Source organism: Rhodanobacter sp. MP7CTX1, assembly GCF_014205795.1.
Lineage (GTDB): Bacteria > Pseudomonadota > Gammaproteobacteria > Xanthomonadales > Rhodanobacteraceae > Rhodanobacter.
In genome coordinates, this window is record NZ_JACHCN010000001.1 from 376693 (window position 1) to 392721 (window position 16029).

Annotated in this window: 14 protein-coding genes; all 14 read left to right on the forward strand. The window is 61.6% G+C overall.

The window, feature by feature from the left end; translation table 11 throughout:
• The 14 genes from HDE77_RS01820 to HDE77_RS01885 all read left to right on the forward strand — a co-directional run bounded on the left by HDE77_RS01820 (position 1) and on the right by HDE77_RS01885 (position 15972).
• Positions 1–948: a glycosyltransferase gene (locus HDE77_RS01820; RefSeq protein WP_184415597.1), complete on the forward strand. Its 948-nt coding sequence runs from the start codon at positions 1–3 to the stop codon at positions 946–948.
• Between the two features lie 8 nt (positions 949–956).
• Positions 957–2147, forward strand: coding sequence for a hypothetical protein (locus HDE77_RS01825; protein WP_184415598.1), 1191 nt, complete (start codon positions 957–959; stop codon positions 2145–2147).
• Between the two features lie 10 nt (positions 2148–2157).
• A complete protein-coding gene (locus HDE77_RS01830; protein WP_184415425.1) occupies positions 2158–2979 on the forward strand; it encodes a Wzz/FepE/Etk N-terminal domain-containing protein in 822 nt (273 codons plus the stop codon).
• A 300-nt stretch (positions 2980–3279) separates the two neighbouring features.
• Complete coding sequence (locus tag HDE77_RS01835) at positions 3280–4083, forward strand: class I SAM-dependent methyltransferase (RefSeq protein ID WP_255482479.1); 804 nt, start codon at positions 3280–3282, stop codon at positions 4081–4083.
• 4 nt (positions 4084–4087) lie between these two features.
• Positions 4088–5320 carry an amidohydrolase family protein gene (locus tag HDE77_RS01840; RefSeq protein WP_184415427.1) on the forward strand — a complete coding sequence of 411 codons (1233 nt, stop codon included), beginning with the start codon at positions 4088–4090 and terminating at the stop codon, positions 5318–5320.
• Positions 5320–6024, forward strand: coding sequence for a class I SAM-dependent methyltransferase (locus HDE77_RS01845; protein WP_184415428.1), 705 nt, complete (start codon positions 5320–5322; stop codon positions 6022–6024). The genes HDE77_RS01840 and HDE77_RS01845 overlap by 1 nt, the downstream gene beginning before the upstream one ends.
• Positions 6025–6048: 24 nt before the next feature.
• A complete protein-coding gene (locus HDE77_RS01850) occupies positions 6049–7560 on the forward strand; it encodes a radical SAM protein (RefSeq protein ID WP_184415429.1) in 1512 nt (503 codons plus the stop codon).
• Between the two features lie 2 nt (positions 7561–7562).
• Entirely contained in the window at positions 7563–8696 is a 1134-nt protein-coding gene (locus HDE77_RS01855) for a glycosyltransferase family 4 protein (RefSeq protein WP_184415430.1), read from the forward strand.
• Positions 8693–9829 (forward strand): glycosyltransferase family 4 protein, encoded by a 1137-nt coding sequence (locus tag HDE77_RS01860; RefSeq protein WP_184415431.1) that lies wholly within the window; start codon positions 8693–8695, stop codon positions 9827–9829. Before HDE77_RS01855 ends, HDE77_RS01860 begins: the two co-directional genes overlap by 4 nt.
• A complete protein-coding gene (locus HDE77_RS01865; protein WP_184415432.1) occupies positions 9810–10910 on the forward strand; it encodes an acyltransferase in 1101 nt (366 codons plus the stop codon). Before HDE77_RS01860 ends, HDE77_RS01865 begins: the two co-directional genes overlap by 20 nt.
• Positions 10911–11131: 221 nt before the next feature.
• Complete coding sequence (gene vgrG / locus HDE77_RS01870) at positions 11132–13618, forward strand: type VI secretion system Vgr family protein (RefSeq protein WP_184415433.1); 2487 nt, start codon at positions 11132–11134, stop codon at positions 13616–13618.
• A 55-nt stretch (positions 13619–13673) separates the two neighbouring features.
• The gene (locus HDE77_RS01875) at positions 13674–14042 is read left to right on the forward strand and encodes a hypothetical protein (protein ID WP_184415434.1); all 369 of its coding nucleotides are present in this window, start codon (positions 13674–13676) and stop codon (positions 14040–14042) included.
• Positions 14039–14860, forward strand: coding sequence for a hypothetical protein (locus tag HDE77_RS01880; protein WP_184415435.1), 822 nt, complete (start codon positions 14039–14041; stop codon positions 14858–14860). The genes HDE77_RS01875 and HDE77_RS01880 overlap by 4 nt, the downstream gene beginning before the upstream one ends.
• A gap of 32 nt (positions 14861–14892) precedes the next feature.
• Positions 14893–15972, forward strand: coding sequence for a T6SS immunity protein Tli4 family protein (locus tag HDE77_RS01885; protein WP_184415436.1), 1080 nt, complete (start codon positions 14893–14895; stop codon positions 15970–15972).
• Positions 15973–16029 lie beyond the last annotated feature (57 nt).

Sequence of the window (16029 nt, forward strand, 5' to 3'; positions counted from 1 at the left end):
ATGACCTTCGACGTATCGAAAAACGAAGCGGCGATGCCGCTGGTATCCGTGCTTGTCCCTGCGTTCAACCACGAGCGCTTTGTGCAGCGCTGCCTGGACAGCGTGCTGGAAGATCCGTATCCGGCCAAGGAACTCATTATTATCGACGACGGGTCGACCGACGACACCGCCAGGATGATTGCTGATTGGGTAGCAATACATTGCATGGATCTGCCGATCGAATACGTGCGCCGGGAGAACAGGGGAGTTGCTGCGACCTTGAACGAACTGGTGGCGCGTGCGAATGGAGAGTTCCTGCGGCCGGGCGCCAGCGATGACTATTTGTTGCCCGGAGGTCTGGATGCCCAGGTTCGCTATCTGCTGGAGCATCCGAACAAGGGGGCCGTGATCGGTGATTCAGTTGTCGTCGATCAAGACGGGAACAAGGTGCATGACAGCGGTATGCACGGTCTGCACGGGGCGAACAAAAATCTCTATCGATCCGATGATGGCATCCGGCGTGCCGTGATCAGCCACTGGGCCATTGGTGGACCGGTCGCCCTGATGCGAAGGAGCGCACTCGATACCGTCGATCGCTGGAGCGAAGGCCTGCGCATCGAAGACTGGGATCTGTTTCTTCGGCTGGCAGCCCGTGGTGCGCTTGGCTTCATCGACGTCAGTGTCTGCGCGTACCGCGTCCACGGAAAAAACCTCAGCGCGACACGACATACGGCGACCCGTGTGATCAATCTTGCCGAGTCGAGGCAGGTTGCGCTGCGTCGGGCATGTCTTTTTGATGAGCCCTATCGGACCCTGCTCAGGGCGCAGTCGCATTACATCGGGGCCAAGATTTCGTTCCTGCAGAGACAGTTTTTGCCGCTGGTACTGCACATGCTGGCCTATGTATCGCTGGTAATTCTGGCAAAGGTCCGACCTGTATCCGCAAGCCCCGGTGCGGAGGCCGTATGAACAGCCACATGAAAGGATTGCTGTGTCTTCCCTCAACCTATCTCGCGCTACCGATTCTGCTTGCGTGCGGGCTGACCTTGCTCACGTACGATCTTCCTGCCGATTACATCGAAGGCTTGCTTCTATTGGCCGTGACCGCATTGGCCGTGGTGTTGCTGGACGTGCACGCGAGAGTCAGGATCCCCGAGGCTGCGCGATTCCGTGCACGTCATTACGCCGGTACCCGCGATTCATTCGTTGCACTGGGTTTTGCAGGTCTGATCGTTCTCTTCTGCGTGATCGATCTCACGTTCTTTCCCATTCCACTGTTTGACAAACCCTCGGCCTATGCTTCGATGGAAGGTGGTCGTGAGCACATCCGACACATTTCCGATATCTGCTGGGTGCTTCCCCCGATCGCACTGCTCTGTGTCAGGAGCAGGTGGCTTCGCAACATGCTTATAGCCATTGGCTTTTTGTTTCCCGTACTGGTGATCGACCGGAACAGACTGTTTGCCTCGGTGTTTTCTTTTGCGCTCGTCATCTTGTTGCGACGGGACGAGACAAGACCTCTGCCGTGGAAAAGCGTTGGTTTCCTCGCGCTCGCGGGCACCAGCATTTTCTCGATCCTCGGCATCCTTCGGTCCGGTCCACTGGATCAGATCACGCTCCCCTTCAGTGCCATGTACCGGGCTTCGCCGGTGGGCATCAAGTGGCTGCTTCTTTATGGGAGCGCTGGGCCATACAACTTCAGCGCCATGCTGGCCAAGCATTACTCGAACGCCAGCTTTCTCATCAATCAGGTGATCCCCATGAGTGGATCCGTCGCGACAGCCGGGACGGATATTCCGCTGGACGCACCGACGATCAATGTGGGCACGGAGTTCTTTCCCTTCCTGCTGGCGTGGGGTCCGGTGGCTGCGGTGGCTGCGGTGTTCGTTTTGTACGGCTTGCTTCGGTGGAGCGTGCGGCGCCTTTGCCCAACCGTTCCGCTGTTTTCATTCCTGATTTTCCTGCGCGTTTCCTACGTGTGCGTCATGTCGCCCTTTGCGCCACAGGCCTTTACGTGGACGAACGTTGGCTTCATCGGCCTGTGTCTTTTGATGCAGGTACTCGCGGCATGGCTGCCGAACAGGAAGTGGCGAAAGCCGATAGGCAACGGGCGGGGCGATGCCTCCGCGATGCCCTTGCAAACCATGTCTCCACATTCTTTCCAGTGAGTACAGAACCATGGAACAAGATGAAATCTACTTGATCGACCTCTGGCGGACGTTGTTCCGTGAGTGGAAATGGTTCGCTGCGGTGCTGATCGTGACCCTGGCTTGCACCTATGCCTTCACGCATCTGGTGAAGCGCCAATGGGAAGCAACTGCCTGGATCCTGATCGGCCAGGTTGGGCAGGTGCCGTCAGGCCAGGATCAAAAGACCGAGCCGCTTCAGCGTGTCCTCGAGCGCCTGCAACTCGTGCCATTTCAAAACGACGTTTTGAAAGGGATCGGTCTTTCACCGGATTCGCCGGAAGCCCAGCTTTACCGCGGTAGCTTGAAACTGGATCCTCTCCCGTATGCGGGCCCGCTCATCCGGTTGAGCGTACGGGCACACTCGCCACAGCAAGCGCGCCAATTTGCCACGGCAACGGTCGTCGAACTGCACGCTGTCCATCAGCACTTCGACGAGGTGCCGTTGAAGTTGGCCCGTGCGCGTCTTGACGAGATCCAGGCTGATCTGCAAAGCGCCTTGGCTGATCGCAGCCGGTTGCTGCAGATCCTTGCCCCGGAGAACAAGGGCGATGCGGCAAGCAAGAGTCTTGCAAGTGTTTCGCTCGCCAGCAAGGACGAAGAAATCCGCAAGTTGCAGGAGGCGAGAAGCGATCTCATCGATCGTCTCAGCCCTACCTACACCTATGAAACGTCGCTGCCGTGGCCGGTCTATGTACCCGATAGACAGGCGTTCCCCAATCCGGCGTTGATGTGGGGTATAGGCCTCTTGCTGGGTATTGTCCTGGGGCTATTCGCAGCCACCACGAGAAGTGTTGCACGGCGTCAAGCGTAGGGCAGGCTGGTGTTGCCATTGGAAAGAGGGCGCACATCCAGGTCACGGCTGGCGCTACGCAGATAGGTATCCACGCAGGTTCCATTCAACCAAAACGGGCCGCAAAGGCACTTACCTGATAGGCCGATCCGAGTGGCAGGACGGGTGTCTCGAACCGGCCTGCGAATGCCTTGGTTCTGAAGATTGATGAAGTTGTTTTGCGCTGGAACGGAGATTGATATGGATGGGCAGCACAAGCTTGAAACTGAGGTCCACGCGCTGCCCGCGCGGAACGTTCATCAGCGCGGACGAAATGCACCCTTGGACGAAGCGCAACTGCTCGATACGCAGCGTGCCTTCGACAGTGTTGCCGCCGACTATGACGGTCCGCGAGGCAATAACGAGCTGATTCAGCGCATGCGGCTTACCCTGTGGGATACCGTGCATAGCCAGCTTCCGGCGGGAGCTCGCCTGCTCGACCTGGGTTGCGGTACGGGCATCGATGCCCTCGAATTCGCAAGGCGGGGTTTCCATGTCGTCGCCACCGACTGGTCGCCACAGATGGTCGAGCGTACGAGGTCCCGTGTTGCAGCTGCCGCCCTGGGGTCTCGTGTAACGGCCGCGCATCTAGGCGTCCAGCAACTCGATCAGCTCGACGGCAAGTTCGATGGTATCTACTCGAACTTCGGCCCCCTGAACTGCGCGCCGGACCTTCGTGCGGTGGCGGACGAATGCGCTCGCTTGCTGCGCCCCGGCGGCAGGCTGGTTTTTTCGGTGATGGGGCGAATCTGCCCGTGGGAGCTGGGGCATTACGCACTGCGCGGTCGCTTCAAACGGGCTGGCGTGCGGGCTGCGCGAGGCGCGACGGCGGTCGGCATGAATCGCCATACGATCTGGACCTATTACTACCTGCCACGCGAGTTCTACGCAGCCTTCGCCGAACACTTTTCACTGGAGAGCTATCGTGCGCTGAGCTTGTTCATGCCGCCGCCTTATCTGGTCGACTACTACCGACGCCATCGCAACTGGTGCGAGCGTCTGGGTCGACTCGACGATCGCTTGGGCGGCCTGCCGCTACTGCGCGGTATGGGTGATCATTTTCTCATCGTGATGCAACGGCGCTGAGCTCATGGATATTCTTCAGGCAGCGGTGGATCTCAGCTTGTGCCGCGCGGTCACGGTGACCCCTGACGGCACCTCGCGTGCGCCGTTACCGATCAGGGCAGGGCGGATCGGCTCATCGCTGGCCGCACGGGCTTATCGGGTCGATGTTCGCGACCATCTGATCTTCCCCGGGTTGATCAACGCGCACGAGCATTTGCACGTGAACGCCATTCCGCCGCTGAAAAGCGATAAACCCTTTCCCAATAGTTACGCCTGGATTGCTGCCTTTCAGGCGCATTTCGAGGACCCTGCCGTCATCGCCGCGCTGAAGGTGCCGAAGGAGTTGCGGCTGCGGCATGGTGCGCTGAAGAACTTGCTCGCCGGTACCACCTGCGTGGCGCATCACGACCCATGGCATGCCACGCTCGACTCCATGAATTTTCCGATCGCACTGCTGCGCGACTACGGCTGGAGTTACGCGCTGGGATGGCCAGGCTACGGTCCGTCGGTGCAAGAGAGCTTTGCTGCCACGCCCACCGAGCATCCCTGGATGATCCATCTGGCCGAGGGCACCGATGCGATCGCGCAAGCAGAATTGTCCGAGCTCGACCGACTCGGATGTCTGGCCGCCAACAGCGTGCTGGTCCATGGCGTGGGCCTGCTCAAGCAGGACATCGATCGTGTGATCGCCAGCGATGCCGCGGTGGTCTGGTGTCCGACCAGCAACCATGCCCTGCTTGGGCGGTCGCTCGATCCGCGGCGCCTGTTTGCGGCTGGCCGGCTTGCGCTGGGCAGCGACTCACGGCTCAGCGGTGCGCGCGACCTGCTCAAGGAAATGCGTGGGGTCGCGGCGCGCGGCGAGCTCAGTCCCAAGCAAATATTGGAGCTGGTCACGACGCAGGCTGCCCGCATCCTGCGTCTGCCTGCGCGCGGCAGTCTCGCCCCGGGCGTACCTGCAGACCTGGTGATTGTCGAGGACCGGGGTGGCGATAAGGAACGCAGTCTGGTTGACATTGAACGCAGCCAGATCCGCGCCGTGGTGCGCAACGGCGTCCCCTGTATTGCCGATACCGATTTTGCCGACTGGTTTGCCGCCGCCGGCATGGAAGCCGTGCCGGTGACGTTGGACGGTAAGCCGAAGTTGCTGGCCAGAACGCTGGCCGAACCAGCGTTGGTCGCGCTCGAACCCGGGCTCGAACTGATCGCTGACCGGAACGCGCGCGAACGTGATCTGGGCATTGAAGCGCGGAGCTACTGATGTCACGCCCATCGACTCTCAATCCTGCGGAGGCTTACGCGTTGTGGGCACGTAGTTATCCGGCGTATGCACACAATCCTGTCATGCAAGCCGAAGAGCGCGCCATGCTCGGACTGATGCCGGCCACGCTGAAGGGTCAAACCGTGCTCGACGTCGGTTGTGGCAGTGGACGCTACATGTTGCATGCACTGCGACGTGGCGCGACTCGTGTGACCGGCGTGGATCTTTCGCCGGAGATGCTGCAACGGGCCGGTGCGGAGTTGAGCGCATTGCCACCCGACGCCGACGCCAAGATCGAGCTGGTGCAGGGGAGTCTGGCGGCTTTGCCGATGCAGGATGCACTGGCCGATCTGACGATCTGCGGCCTGGTCGTTGGACACCTCGAGCATCTGCAACAGGCGCTGGCCGAGCAGCGCCGGGTGACCCGACCCGGCGGCGTGTTGTTGTGCAGCGACGTACATCCGATCGGGCATGCGCTTGGCTGGCTGCGAGATTTCAAGTTCGGCAACCAGCGCTACGCGGTGCGGCATACGCAGCACCTCTACAGCGATTGGCATGCCGCCTGCGCGACGCTCGGCTTGCAGATCGAGCGGGTACTGGAACCCATGCTCGATCCGGCCGATATCCCGGCCGGCGCGCGCTTCGACCGCATGGCGCTGGAAGTGCCGGTAGCGCTGGTGTTCCAGCTGCGGCGCCTGGCCTGATCCACGAGTACCTGAAGACGTCCTATGACTTACCGTCCAAACACGCTGCTGGTCAACCCGACCGTCACCACGAATCCGCGTTTTCCGCTGGCGTTGCTCAACCTGGCGGCGACGCTGGATCGCTTCGGTGACAGCCATATCGTCGATGGCAACATCGATCGGGATCTGGTGAGCGCGACCTTGGCCGCCGCCGGGAAACAGCACTTCGACAGTGTCGGCATTGGCATCATGGGCGGTCCGCAGGTAGCACCGGCGATCGCCGTGTCCAAGGCGATCCGCGAGCGGTATCCGTCGATGTCGATCATCTGGGGCGGTTACTTCCCAACGCTGTATACCGACACCACGCTGGCGGCGCCCTATGTGGACTACGCAGTACGCGGGCAGGGTGATGAGAGCCTTGTTGAGCTGGTTTCCGCGCTGGGCCGCGGCGGCGGTGACGATGCGCTGGCAAAGATCGGTGGCGTGTCCTGGCGCCGCCATGGCGAGATAGTGCACAACCCCAGTCGCAGCTTCCATCGCGACGACGCCGCATTGGTGCTGCCGTATGAAAAGGTGGGCAACCCGGACAAGTATCTTGGCAAGACCTTTCTTGGGCACCGCACGGCGGCGCACCAGGCGTCGATCGGGTGTCGCTTCCGCTGCACGTTCTGCGGCGTGGCGGCCATGTTTGGCGGAGCGACTTCGCTGCCGCCGACCGAACGCCTTGAGCGCGAGCTGAGCTATCTGAAGTACGAACTGGGCGCCGACTCCATCCTTTTCTACGATCACAATTTTTTTGATCGCGAGAAGGACATGATCCCGATGCTCAAGATCATGGCCAAACTGGAAATGCCCTGGTGGTGCTTTGCGCGCGCGGATGCGCTGCTCAATCTTTCCGAAAGCACCTGGGAGCTGGTGCGTAAAAGCAAACTACGCATGGCGTATATCGGGGCCGAGTCGCCGAGCGGCGCGATGCTCAAGGAAATCCGTAAAGGCACGCGCCCGGATCAAACACTGGCCGTGGCCGAGCTGTGTCAGCGCCATGGGGTCATCCCCGAGTTCTCCTTCATGCTGGCGCCACCGGTCAATACCGAACAGGAAACCGAGCTGACATTCGAGTTCATCCGCGAATTGAAGCGCATCAATCCCGCCTCGGAAATCATCACCTATATCTACACGCCCTTGCCGGAGGGCAGCAAGCACGAAAAAGATCGCGGCAAGCGTGAATCGATGCCGTTGCTCGACGTGAATGGTGAGCTGGTGGTGTTTCCCTCGACGCCGGACGAATGGACGGAGCGTAAATGGGTGGACTATGCCTGCCACGCCGATGCGCCCTGGCTCACCGATAAACTGCGCAAGCGCATCTACGATTTCGTTACCGTGCTGCGTTGCCGCTTTCCTACCGTGCAGGACCAGCGTGCTCCGCATTGGGCCAAGCGCGGCATGAGCGCGATGGCATCGTGGCGCTATCGCCACCGGCGCTACAACCATCCGTGGGAACTCAACATCGCCAACCGTTTCGTGCAACTGCGCAAGCCGCAAATCACGGGCGCGTAGCGATGGCGGCCTTGCACGTGGCGCAGATCAACTTCCTGCAAGCACCAGCGGGCCTCGCGCATGACGAGGTTCTCGAGCGATGGCATTCGCTGGTGGACATCGCTGAAGTAGCTGCCAGTGGCGGAACCCGGGTCACGGTGGTCCAGGCGTCGGCGCGCGATGACGTGCTGACGCGAAATGGCATCGATTACCACTTCATCGATATCAGAGGACTCGGGGCGGCGGGCCGCGGTCGCCGTTTCGCCCGTCTGCTCGCCGACATCAAGGCCGATGTCCTGCACGCGAACGGTCTCGACTTTGTCGGGGATGCATTTGCCGTATCGCAATGCCTGCCGCAACTTCCGATCCTTGTTCAGGACCACGCCAGCCGGCCGCCGCGCTGGTGGCGACGGCCGCGGTGGCGGCGCTGGTATGCGGCCGTTTCGGGCGTGGCCTTCACTGCGCTCGAACAGGCGCAGCCATTCAGCGCCGCCGGTTTGTTCGGGCCGCAGCTGCGGCTGTTCGCCATCCCCGAATCCAGCAGCCGCTTCGCTCCGGGCAATCGCGCCGATGCCCGCGTCGAGACTGGGCTGTACGGTGATCCCTGTGTCCTCTGGGTGGGACACCTGAGTCCCGGCAAAGACCCGCTGACCGTGCTCGACGGTGTGGCCCGGGCTGCGTCGGAACTGCCTGACCTGCAGCTTTGGTGTGCCTTCGGCAGTGCACCGCTGTTCGACGAGGTGGAACAGCGCATCGAACAGGATCCGCAGCTCCGCGGACGGGTACACCTGTTGGGCAAGGTGGCGCACACGCATGTCGAGGCCTTGATGCAATCGGCGGATGTGTTCGTCTCGGGCAGCCACCACGAAGGTTCCGGCTATGCACTTCTGGAGGCGCTGGCTTGCGGTGCGGTGCCAGTAGTCACGGATATTCCATCGTTTCGCGCACTGACCGACAACGGCCGTGTCGGCAAGTTGTGGCCGTGCGGTGATGCAACGCGACTGGCCGAGGCGCTGGTCGATCTCGCAGCCAGCAGGCCGTCGTCGCAGCAGGTACGCGCCCATTTTGACGCTGCACTGTCATTCGCCGCGGTGGGCCGCCGTTGGGCCGACGCGTATGCGCAAGTTCACGGCGATCGGCAACGGAGGGCATCGTGAAGATCGCGCTCGTGGTTCCCGGTGGCGTCGATCGCAGCGGTGAGTTCCGGGTGATCCCGGTGCTGCTGGCCCTGATCGAGCGGCTGGCACGAGCGCATGAAGTGCATGTCTTCGCGCTGCATCAGGAAGCCGTCGCGGGTCGCTGGGAGCTCGCCGGCGCCACGATCCATAACATCGGCGACCCCTGGACCCGACTGCGTGCGATCGCAGCGATCCGCACCGAGCATCGCCATGCGCCGTTCGGTCTGGTTCACGCGATCTTCGCCGGTCCCTGCAGTCTGGTGGCCGTGGTCGCGGCGAAGCTGCTGTGGTTGCCGAGCCTGGTGCATGTGGCCGGCGGTGAGCTCGTCGCGTTGCACGAAATCGACTACGGCGGACGACGGACCTGGAAAGGGCGCTTGCGCGAGGCATGCGTGCTGCGTGGCGCCGATTCCATCACAGCGGCCAGTACGCCGATCATCGATTCACTGCAGGCGCTCGGCCTCAAGGCGCGGCGTTTGCCGCTCGGCGTCGACCTGCAGGCATGGCCGCCGCTCGCGCCGCGCGAGCGCAGCGCGAAGCCGGCGCGGCTGATCCACGTCGGCAGCCTCAACCGCGTCAAGGACCAGCCGACCCTACTGCGGGCGCTGGCCGCCCTGGTCGACATGGGGCTCGAATTTGAAATGGACATCGTCGGCGAGGACACGCTGCAGGGTGAGATGCAACGACTGGCCGACCAGCTCGGATTGGAGCGCCACGTGCGCTTTCATGGATTCAAGACGCAGCGTGAATTGCGCCCGATGATGGAGGCCGCCGATCTGCTGGTGATGTCTTCGTTGCACGAGGCTGGCCCGCTGGTCTTGCTGGAAGCCGCGGTGGCTGGCGTGCCTGCGGTTGGTACAGCGGTCGGGCATTTCAAGGAATGGTCGCCTTCAGCGGCCCTGGCCGTGCCCGTCAGGGACTGGGAGGAGTTGGCGAACGCCATCGGCGAAGTACTTACCAATGAGGGACTTCGGCTGCGACTGGCCAGGGAGGCGCAGCGCCTCGCCATGCTGGAGGATGCCGACTACACCGCGCAGGCATTTCAGGCTTTGTATCCGCAGCATTCCCTTTTCGTGGCAGGGCAGAGCAAGCATGTCGAACTTGACGGCTAGGCGCATTCCGTCACTGGACGGCTGCCGGGCGATCTCGATCCTGATGGTGGCCTACGGACACCTCTGTGGCACGCGGAATTTTCCCGTTTCAATCGCGGAATACGGCCGTTGGTGCGGTGATGTCGCCCATCTCGGCGTGCTGGTGTTTTTCGTGATCTCCGGATTTCTGATCACCTCGTTGCTTATGAGCGAGCGCGAATTGACGGGGGGCATCTCGCTGAAGCGGTTCTACTTGCGTCGGATAGTGCGCATCTTCCCCGCGTTCTATGCGTTCATTCTGGTCATGGCCATCGCGGTGTTGCTGGGTGCAGTACATCTGACGGGCCGGGATTTTGTCTACGCCCTCACTTACACGATCAACTTCGAGCAAAACCGCGGCTTGGCGTTCGGGCATCTGTGGTCGTTGTCCGTCGAAGAGCAGTTTTATCTACTGTGGCCGCTGACGCTTCTGCTCTTGCGGGAACGTCGCGCGCTGATCGTCGCCGTCGCGGCGATTTTCACGGGTCCGTTGGTGCGCGTGGCTATTCGCGAATGGATTTTCCATGTCGATCCGCATGCGCTCAATGGGATGTCGACGAGCTTTCCTGCAACGTTCGACTACCTGGCCGCGGGTTGTGCCTTGGCGCTGCTGCGGCCATGGTTGCTGACCCGCACGTGGTACCTGCGCCTGACCGCCAGTCCATGGCTGGCGCTGGCAGTACCGCTGGTGTTGCTGATCAATCGCATGGGCAGCCACACCATGGTGATCCTGCTGGGGTCGCCGCTGATGAACGTGTGCATCGCGTTGCTGCTCGAGTCGAGCACGCGTCATGCGAGTTCCTTGGCTGGGCGTTTCCTCAACTGGAAACCCGTGGTCTTTCTCGGCGTGCTGAGCTACTCGCTGTATCTGTGGCAATCGCCGTTCTTCAATCACCGATCCGACGCGTGGGTAAATGCGTTTCCGCAAAACATGCTGCTCGCTTTTTTCGCAGCGCTCACATCTTATTTCCTGATCGAACGCCCCTTCATTCGTTTGCGCAAGAGGTTGCGGCGCGGCGACACGTTGCCTACGCACGTGCAAGGCGTTGCGGGAATCGCGTAGGAAAGCGCCTACGCATTTAAATTGCAATCGCTGGTAGCAAAATAAAATTTTGCAGTAACACGCAGCGCTGCAATTCACGTCGAAATAAAAAGTGGCTAGAGTGGAGCTTTGCCACAATCGCTATCTATGGCTATAGGGCGTTAGTTGCTCGAAGGCCTCGCGACTGAGCAACGAACACCCAGGCCCGATGGATCGGGCGCACGTTCCCAAGGATGAGAGCCATGAGCGATTCGACCAAGGATGCGTCGGTACACACGGGAGCATTGACGCCGCTCCTTGCGAACGCGCCCGGCCGGCAATCGTATTTCCTCGACGTCACCGGCCCGGCCAACGCGAAGGCGTTGTCGGTAGTGTCGTTCGAGGCGGTGGAGCGGATGGGCGAGCCGTATCGCATCGTGATCGAGCTGACCCATCCCGAGGCGCTGGCGCGCGAGGACTACCTGGGGCGCGATGCCCGCTTCACGATCGCGCCGGCCGTTGCCGATGCGTTGATCGATAGTTCGGCCATGACCGCACCCCGCACGTTCAGCGGCTGCATCACCGGCTTCTCGCAGATCAAGACGACGCGGGACTTCAGCGCGTACCGCATCGTGGTCGAGGCGCACATCGCACGACTCAGCCTCACGCGCAGCAGCCGCATCTACCAGCAGCAGAGCGCACCGCAGATCATCGAAGCGATCCTGCGCCGCCACGGCTTCAAGGGCCACCAGTTTTCGTTCACGCTGCGCCGCACCTATCCGACGCACGCGTTCCGCTTCCAGTACCAGCTCGCCGACTGGCCGTACATCCACCTGCTGATGCAGCAGGAAGGTATCTACAGCACCATCATCCCGGGCGAGTTCGGCGACGTGGTGGTGTTTGCCGACGACATCGATCACTACCTCTATAAGCCGGCACTGACCGTGCCGTACCGCGAAGTGGCCGGGCTGCAAAGCGGCGAAGCGTCGGTATTCGCCCTGCAGACGCATGCGCAAACCGTACCGGCCTCGTTTGCGGTAGCCGACTACAACCCGGAGCAGGCCTACGAGCGGCTGCGCGCCGAGGCCAACGTCGCGAGTAAAGACGTCACTACCTACGGCCAGCCGTACGTCTACGGCACCCATCACCTGGATGCGTCCGGCGCAGCGTGGGAAGCGCAGCTGCGCCACGAGGCGGCCGTTGCCTGGCAGGTGCAGTACGAGGGCGAGAGCAGCGTGCTGGAACTCTGCCCGGCGCGCATCCTGCGCATGGACACAGCGCTGGCCGACGCCCCGAACGGCCAGTTGATCGTGGCCGTGACCCACCGCGGCGCGCGCGACGCGAGCTACCGCAACCACTACACGGCCATCCCGTCCGACCGGCGCTTCCGGCTGAAACTGGATGAAGCCCACTGGCCGAAAATCCCCGGCACACTGAGCGCACGCGTCACCTCCCCAGGCCAGTACACCTACGCGTACCTGACCGTGCAGGGCTACTACACGGTCCGCTTCGACTGCGACTTCGACTTCGACACGTGGAATCCCGGCGGCGAGAGCGTACCGCTGCGCCTGGCCAAACCGTTCGCCGGCAGCCTGCAGACTGGCTTCCACTTCCCGGCACTGGATGGTGCCGAGGCGGTCATCGCCTTTCGCGACGGCGACCCAAACAAACCCTACATCGCCCAGTTCCACCACCACAGCCAGGCCATCGACCTGGTCACCAACCAGGACCGCTGGCTCTCACGCAACGTCATCCGCACGCAGAGCAACAACAAGTTGCGCATGGAGGACTGGAAGGGCCAGGAACACATCAAGCTGTCGACCGAGCACTCCGGCAAGAGCCAGCTCAACCTCGGCCACCTGGTGGACAACAAGAAGCAGCCCCGCGGCGAAGGCTTCGAGCTGCGTAGCTCGGGGCACGGCGCGATCCGCGGCGGCAAGGGATTGTTCATCAGCGCCGACGACCAGCTCAACGCGGGCGGCAAGCAGTTGGACATGCAGGCGGCGCAAGGCTTGCTGGAGCAGGCCCTGCAGCAAAGCGAAGCGCAGGCGGTCGCCGCCGACTACGGCCGGCAGAAAGCGCTGCTCAACGACACGCTGATGGAACTCCGCAAGGCCGGCCTCCTGGTCAGTGCGCCGGCAGGTATGGCGCTGGCCTCGGGCGCCGATCTGCAACTGAGTGCCAAGGAGAACCTGATCGCCACCGCGGGCGGCCACGCCGATGTCAGCGTGCTCAAGCGGTTCACGGTGGCGGCTGGCGAAGCGGTATCCGTGTTCGCGCAGAAACTCGGCATCAAGCTGTTCGCGGCCAAAGGCAAGGTCGAGATACAGGCACAGAGCGACGAGATGCGTCTGCTGGCAGACCAGAACGTGACGATTACCAGCGCCAACGGACGCGTCGTGATCGAAGCTAAGGATGAGTTGCTGCTGAAGTGTGGCGGCTCGTACCTGCTCATGAAATCGACCGGGATCGAAGAGGGAACGCGTGGCGAGCGGACTATCAAGTCGGTTGCGTTCAGCCGTCAGGGGCCCAGTTCGCTGGCAGGGGCCATGAATACATGGAAACACGCCACCTTCGACGAGCAACTGAGTTTGCGATGGCCGTATGACGGCGCGCCCATGCGCCATCAGAAATTCGCCTTGGTGCGCCCGGACAAGAGTGTTATCCGGGACACGACCGATGGCGACGGAAATACCGGCTTGCAAAAAAGCCTCTGGGTGGAAGGCATGCATCTGCTTCTGGACCCCTAGGCACACAGGCACGCATGCAACACCCGCCATCGACTCGAACAGGCCAACCCACCCCATGACAAACACCGACGAGAAATACGCGCCCGATCGCCACATTCCCGTGAGCTACGACCGTTACGGCAATCCCCAGTGGCACACCGTGACCTCGCCACCGGATAGCTCGGTGGGCATCTGCATGATGGTCTCCCTGCGGGTGATCCCGGTGATCTTTGTGCCCGGGGTGATGGGGAGCAATCTCAAGGGCATAAAGGATAAAAGTGTCAAATGGCGCATGGATACCAAGACCAGTGCATTGCCTTGGTTTACGAAGGATGCTGCGTACCGCAAGCAAAATTTGAACCCGCAAGCCATGACCGTCGATGACGGCGGCCTGCTACCTATCGGCGCATCAAGTCCGGTACGGAAAGGCCAGGCGGTCTCGTGAGCCCGAAGGTATGGGCGAGCGACGTCGTCACCAGTGGAATACTGGGGGCCAACGCCGCTGCAAACACCGCCGTCATGTCGGGTGCCCCCGGCCCCTTGCAGCTGCTGCCCACACCGGAGCACGGCAACGGCTGGTTGAAGATTCAACAGGACGGCGGCAACTGGGTGCCGGCGTTACCGCAGCACAACGACCCTTACAACGAGATCTACACTGTACGCGGCGGGTGGTGGAGCCTGATTGATGACCAGCTGATCAATCCGCTGAATACGGAAAGTGATCCCGCCAAGAGGCAGGCGCAGATCGATCAGGATTGGAAGACTTACGCAACGATGATGAATGAGAAGGTAAAGATCTTTCATCAGGACACCGCTGGCAAATATCACACCAACACCCATGCGTTCTATGGCGCCGATGCAGGGCATCTTGCCTATGGCAATGTCACCTGGCAGGGCGGTTCGCGCTGGGGTGAAGCCAAGCTCACCGGTCACCGCACCACCGACCCCTGGCAGGCGACGGCCCTCGACCCTAGCGAGATCAGCACCACGCGCACCGTGGCCACACCCGTGCAAGGGCCCGGCTGGAAAAAAGGTGTCAACCAGGGCTACACCATCAGCGACCCCGACGAGGCGGGTGATGGCACCGTGCCCCAGCGTTCGGGCATGGCGCCCGAGCGGCACGTGCGCTCATTGCTGCAGGTGGTTTGCGGTCACGAGCCGGCCTACCGCGAATGCGAGCCCGCCAAGCACTTCACCCTGCGTGCCATCGTCAAGATCGCGCAGGCCGTCAAAGGCACCGCCATGGCGTATCCCGACTTATGAAAGGACGCATGAAAGCTCTTCTTGCCAGCGCCATGCTGATGCTGGGCATTGCCGGCTGTCAGCCCACACTCCCCCCGCTCACGCCCCAGGAACAGGCCACCATGCAAACCCTCACTCACGCCATGACGCCACGTTGCATCGGGCGATACCTGATTGATCTACCTGCGGGCATGGTGCCGAGCGGCTGGGGCGGTCTGAAGGCGCAGGGTGTGAACATCGAAGTGGCGCCCCTGAACGAATCACTATTCCGGTGGCGTTATGAGCAGCGTGAAGCCGAGTTGCGCACGGCGCATCTCGATGCGCACCCTGATCAGCCGGTACTCAAGGAAATCATTCCGCTTCGTGGCGCTATTGGGGGGGGTTTTAATCGCTCCGAAACCGGAGGGACCAACGGGTCGCGGACCTTGGAGTTGCATGCCTGGCGCGATGGCTACGCGATCAAGATGTGGATCAATGCATTTGACAACTTGTATCCCGAATACAAGAACGAAAAATGGGCAGCAGAGGTCGGGAGAGACCTCCCGCAAAAGCAAGCACTCCTGCTGGATGTATTCGCGCGCATACGCGGCCGAGCCGACAACGAGATTCCGAGCGAACAGGGTCTGTGCTTTCACGGAGGCTTCGTGCAAGGCCCCGCGACCGACGAAGAAAACCTCGATATGGACTATGTGTTCACGGACATGCCGGATGTGTCGATATCGATCCACAACAATAGCAATCTTGTTTCGGAAAATACGCTGCTTGATCGCGGCAAGGACATCGATGCGAATTTGCGCATTGCCGATGGCCACACGCTACGCAAGGGCAAGCGCCAATCGCATGACGGACTTGCTTTCGATGAGTGGTTAATGGAGGCCAATACCGACGACCATGTCAAAGGCCACATGTTCACGCTGGAAGCCAACAGCAAGATCGGCAGCGCCCAGACGCCGCTCCTCAATATCGATTTTCAAAACGGCCAGCGATTCAGCCCGCCCGACAAGCGCCCGCCCGGCTCCTTGCCGTTGGACAGCCCGCCACCGCTAGCCAAAGCCTCACTCACCGAAGGGGAAGCCGTGGCGTTATGGGATGCCATCACCGACACCTTGCTTCCTCGACCGAATGGGTTTTGAGCGATGGGTAGGTGCAATGGCGTATGGCGATCGATCAGGCCGTTGACGGGAGGCAGC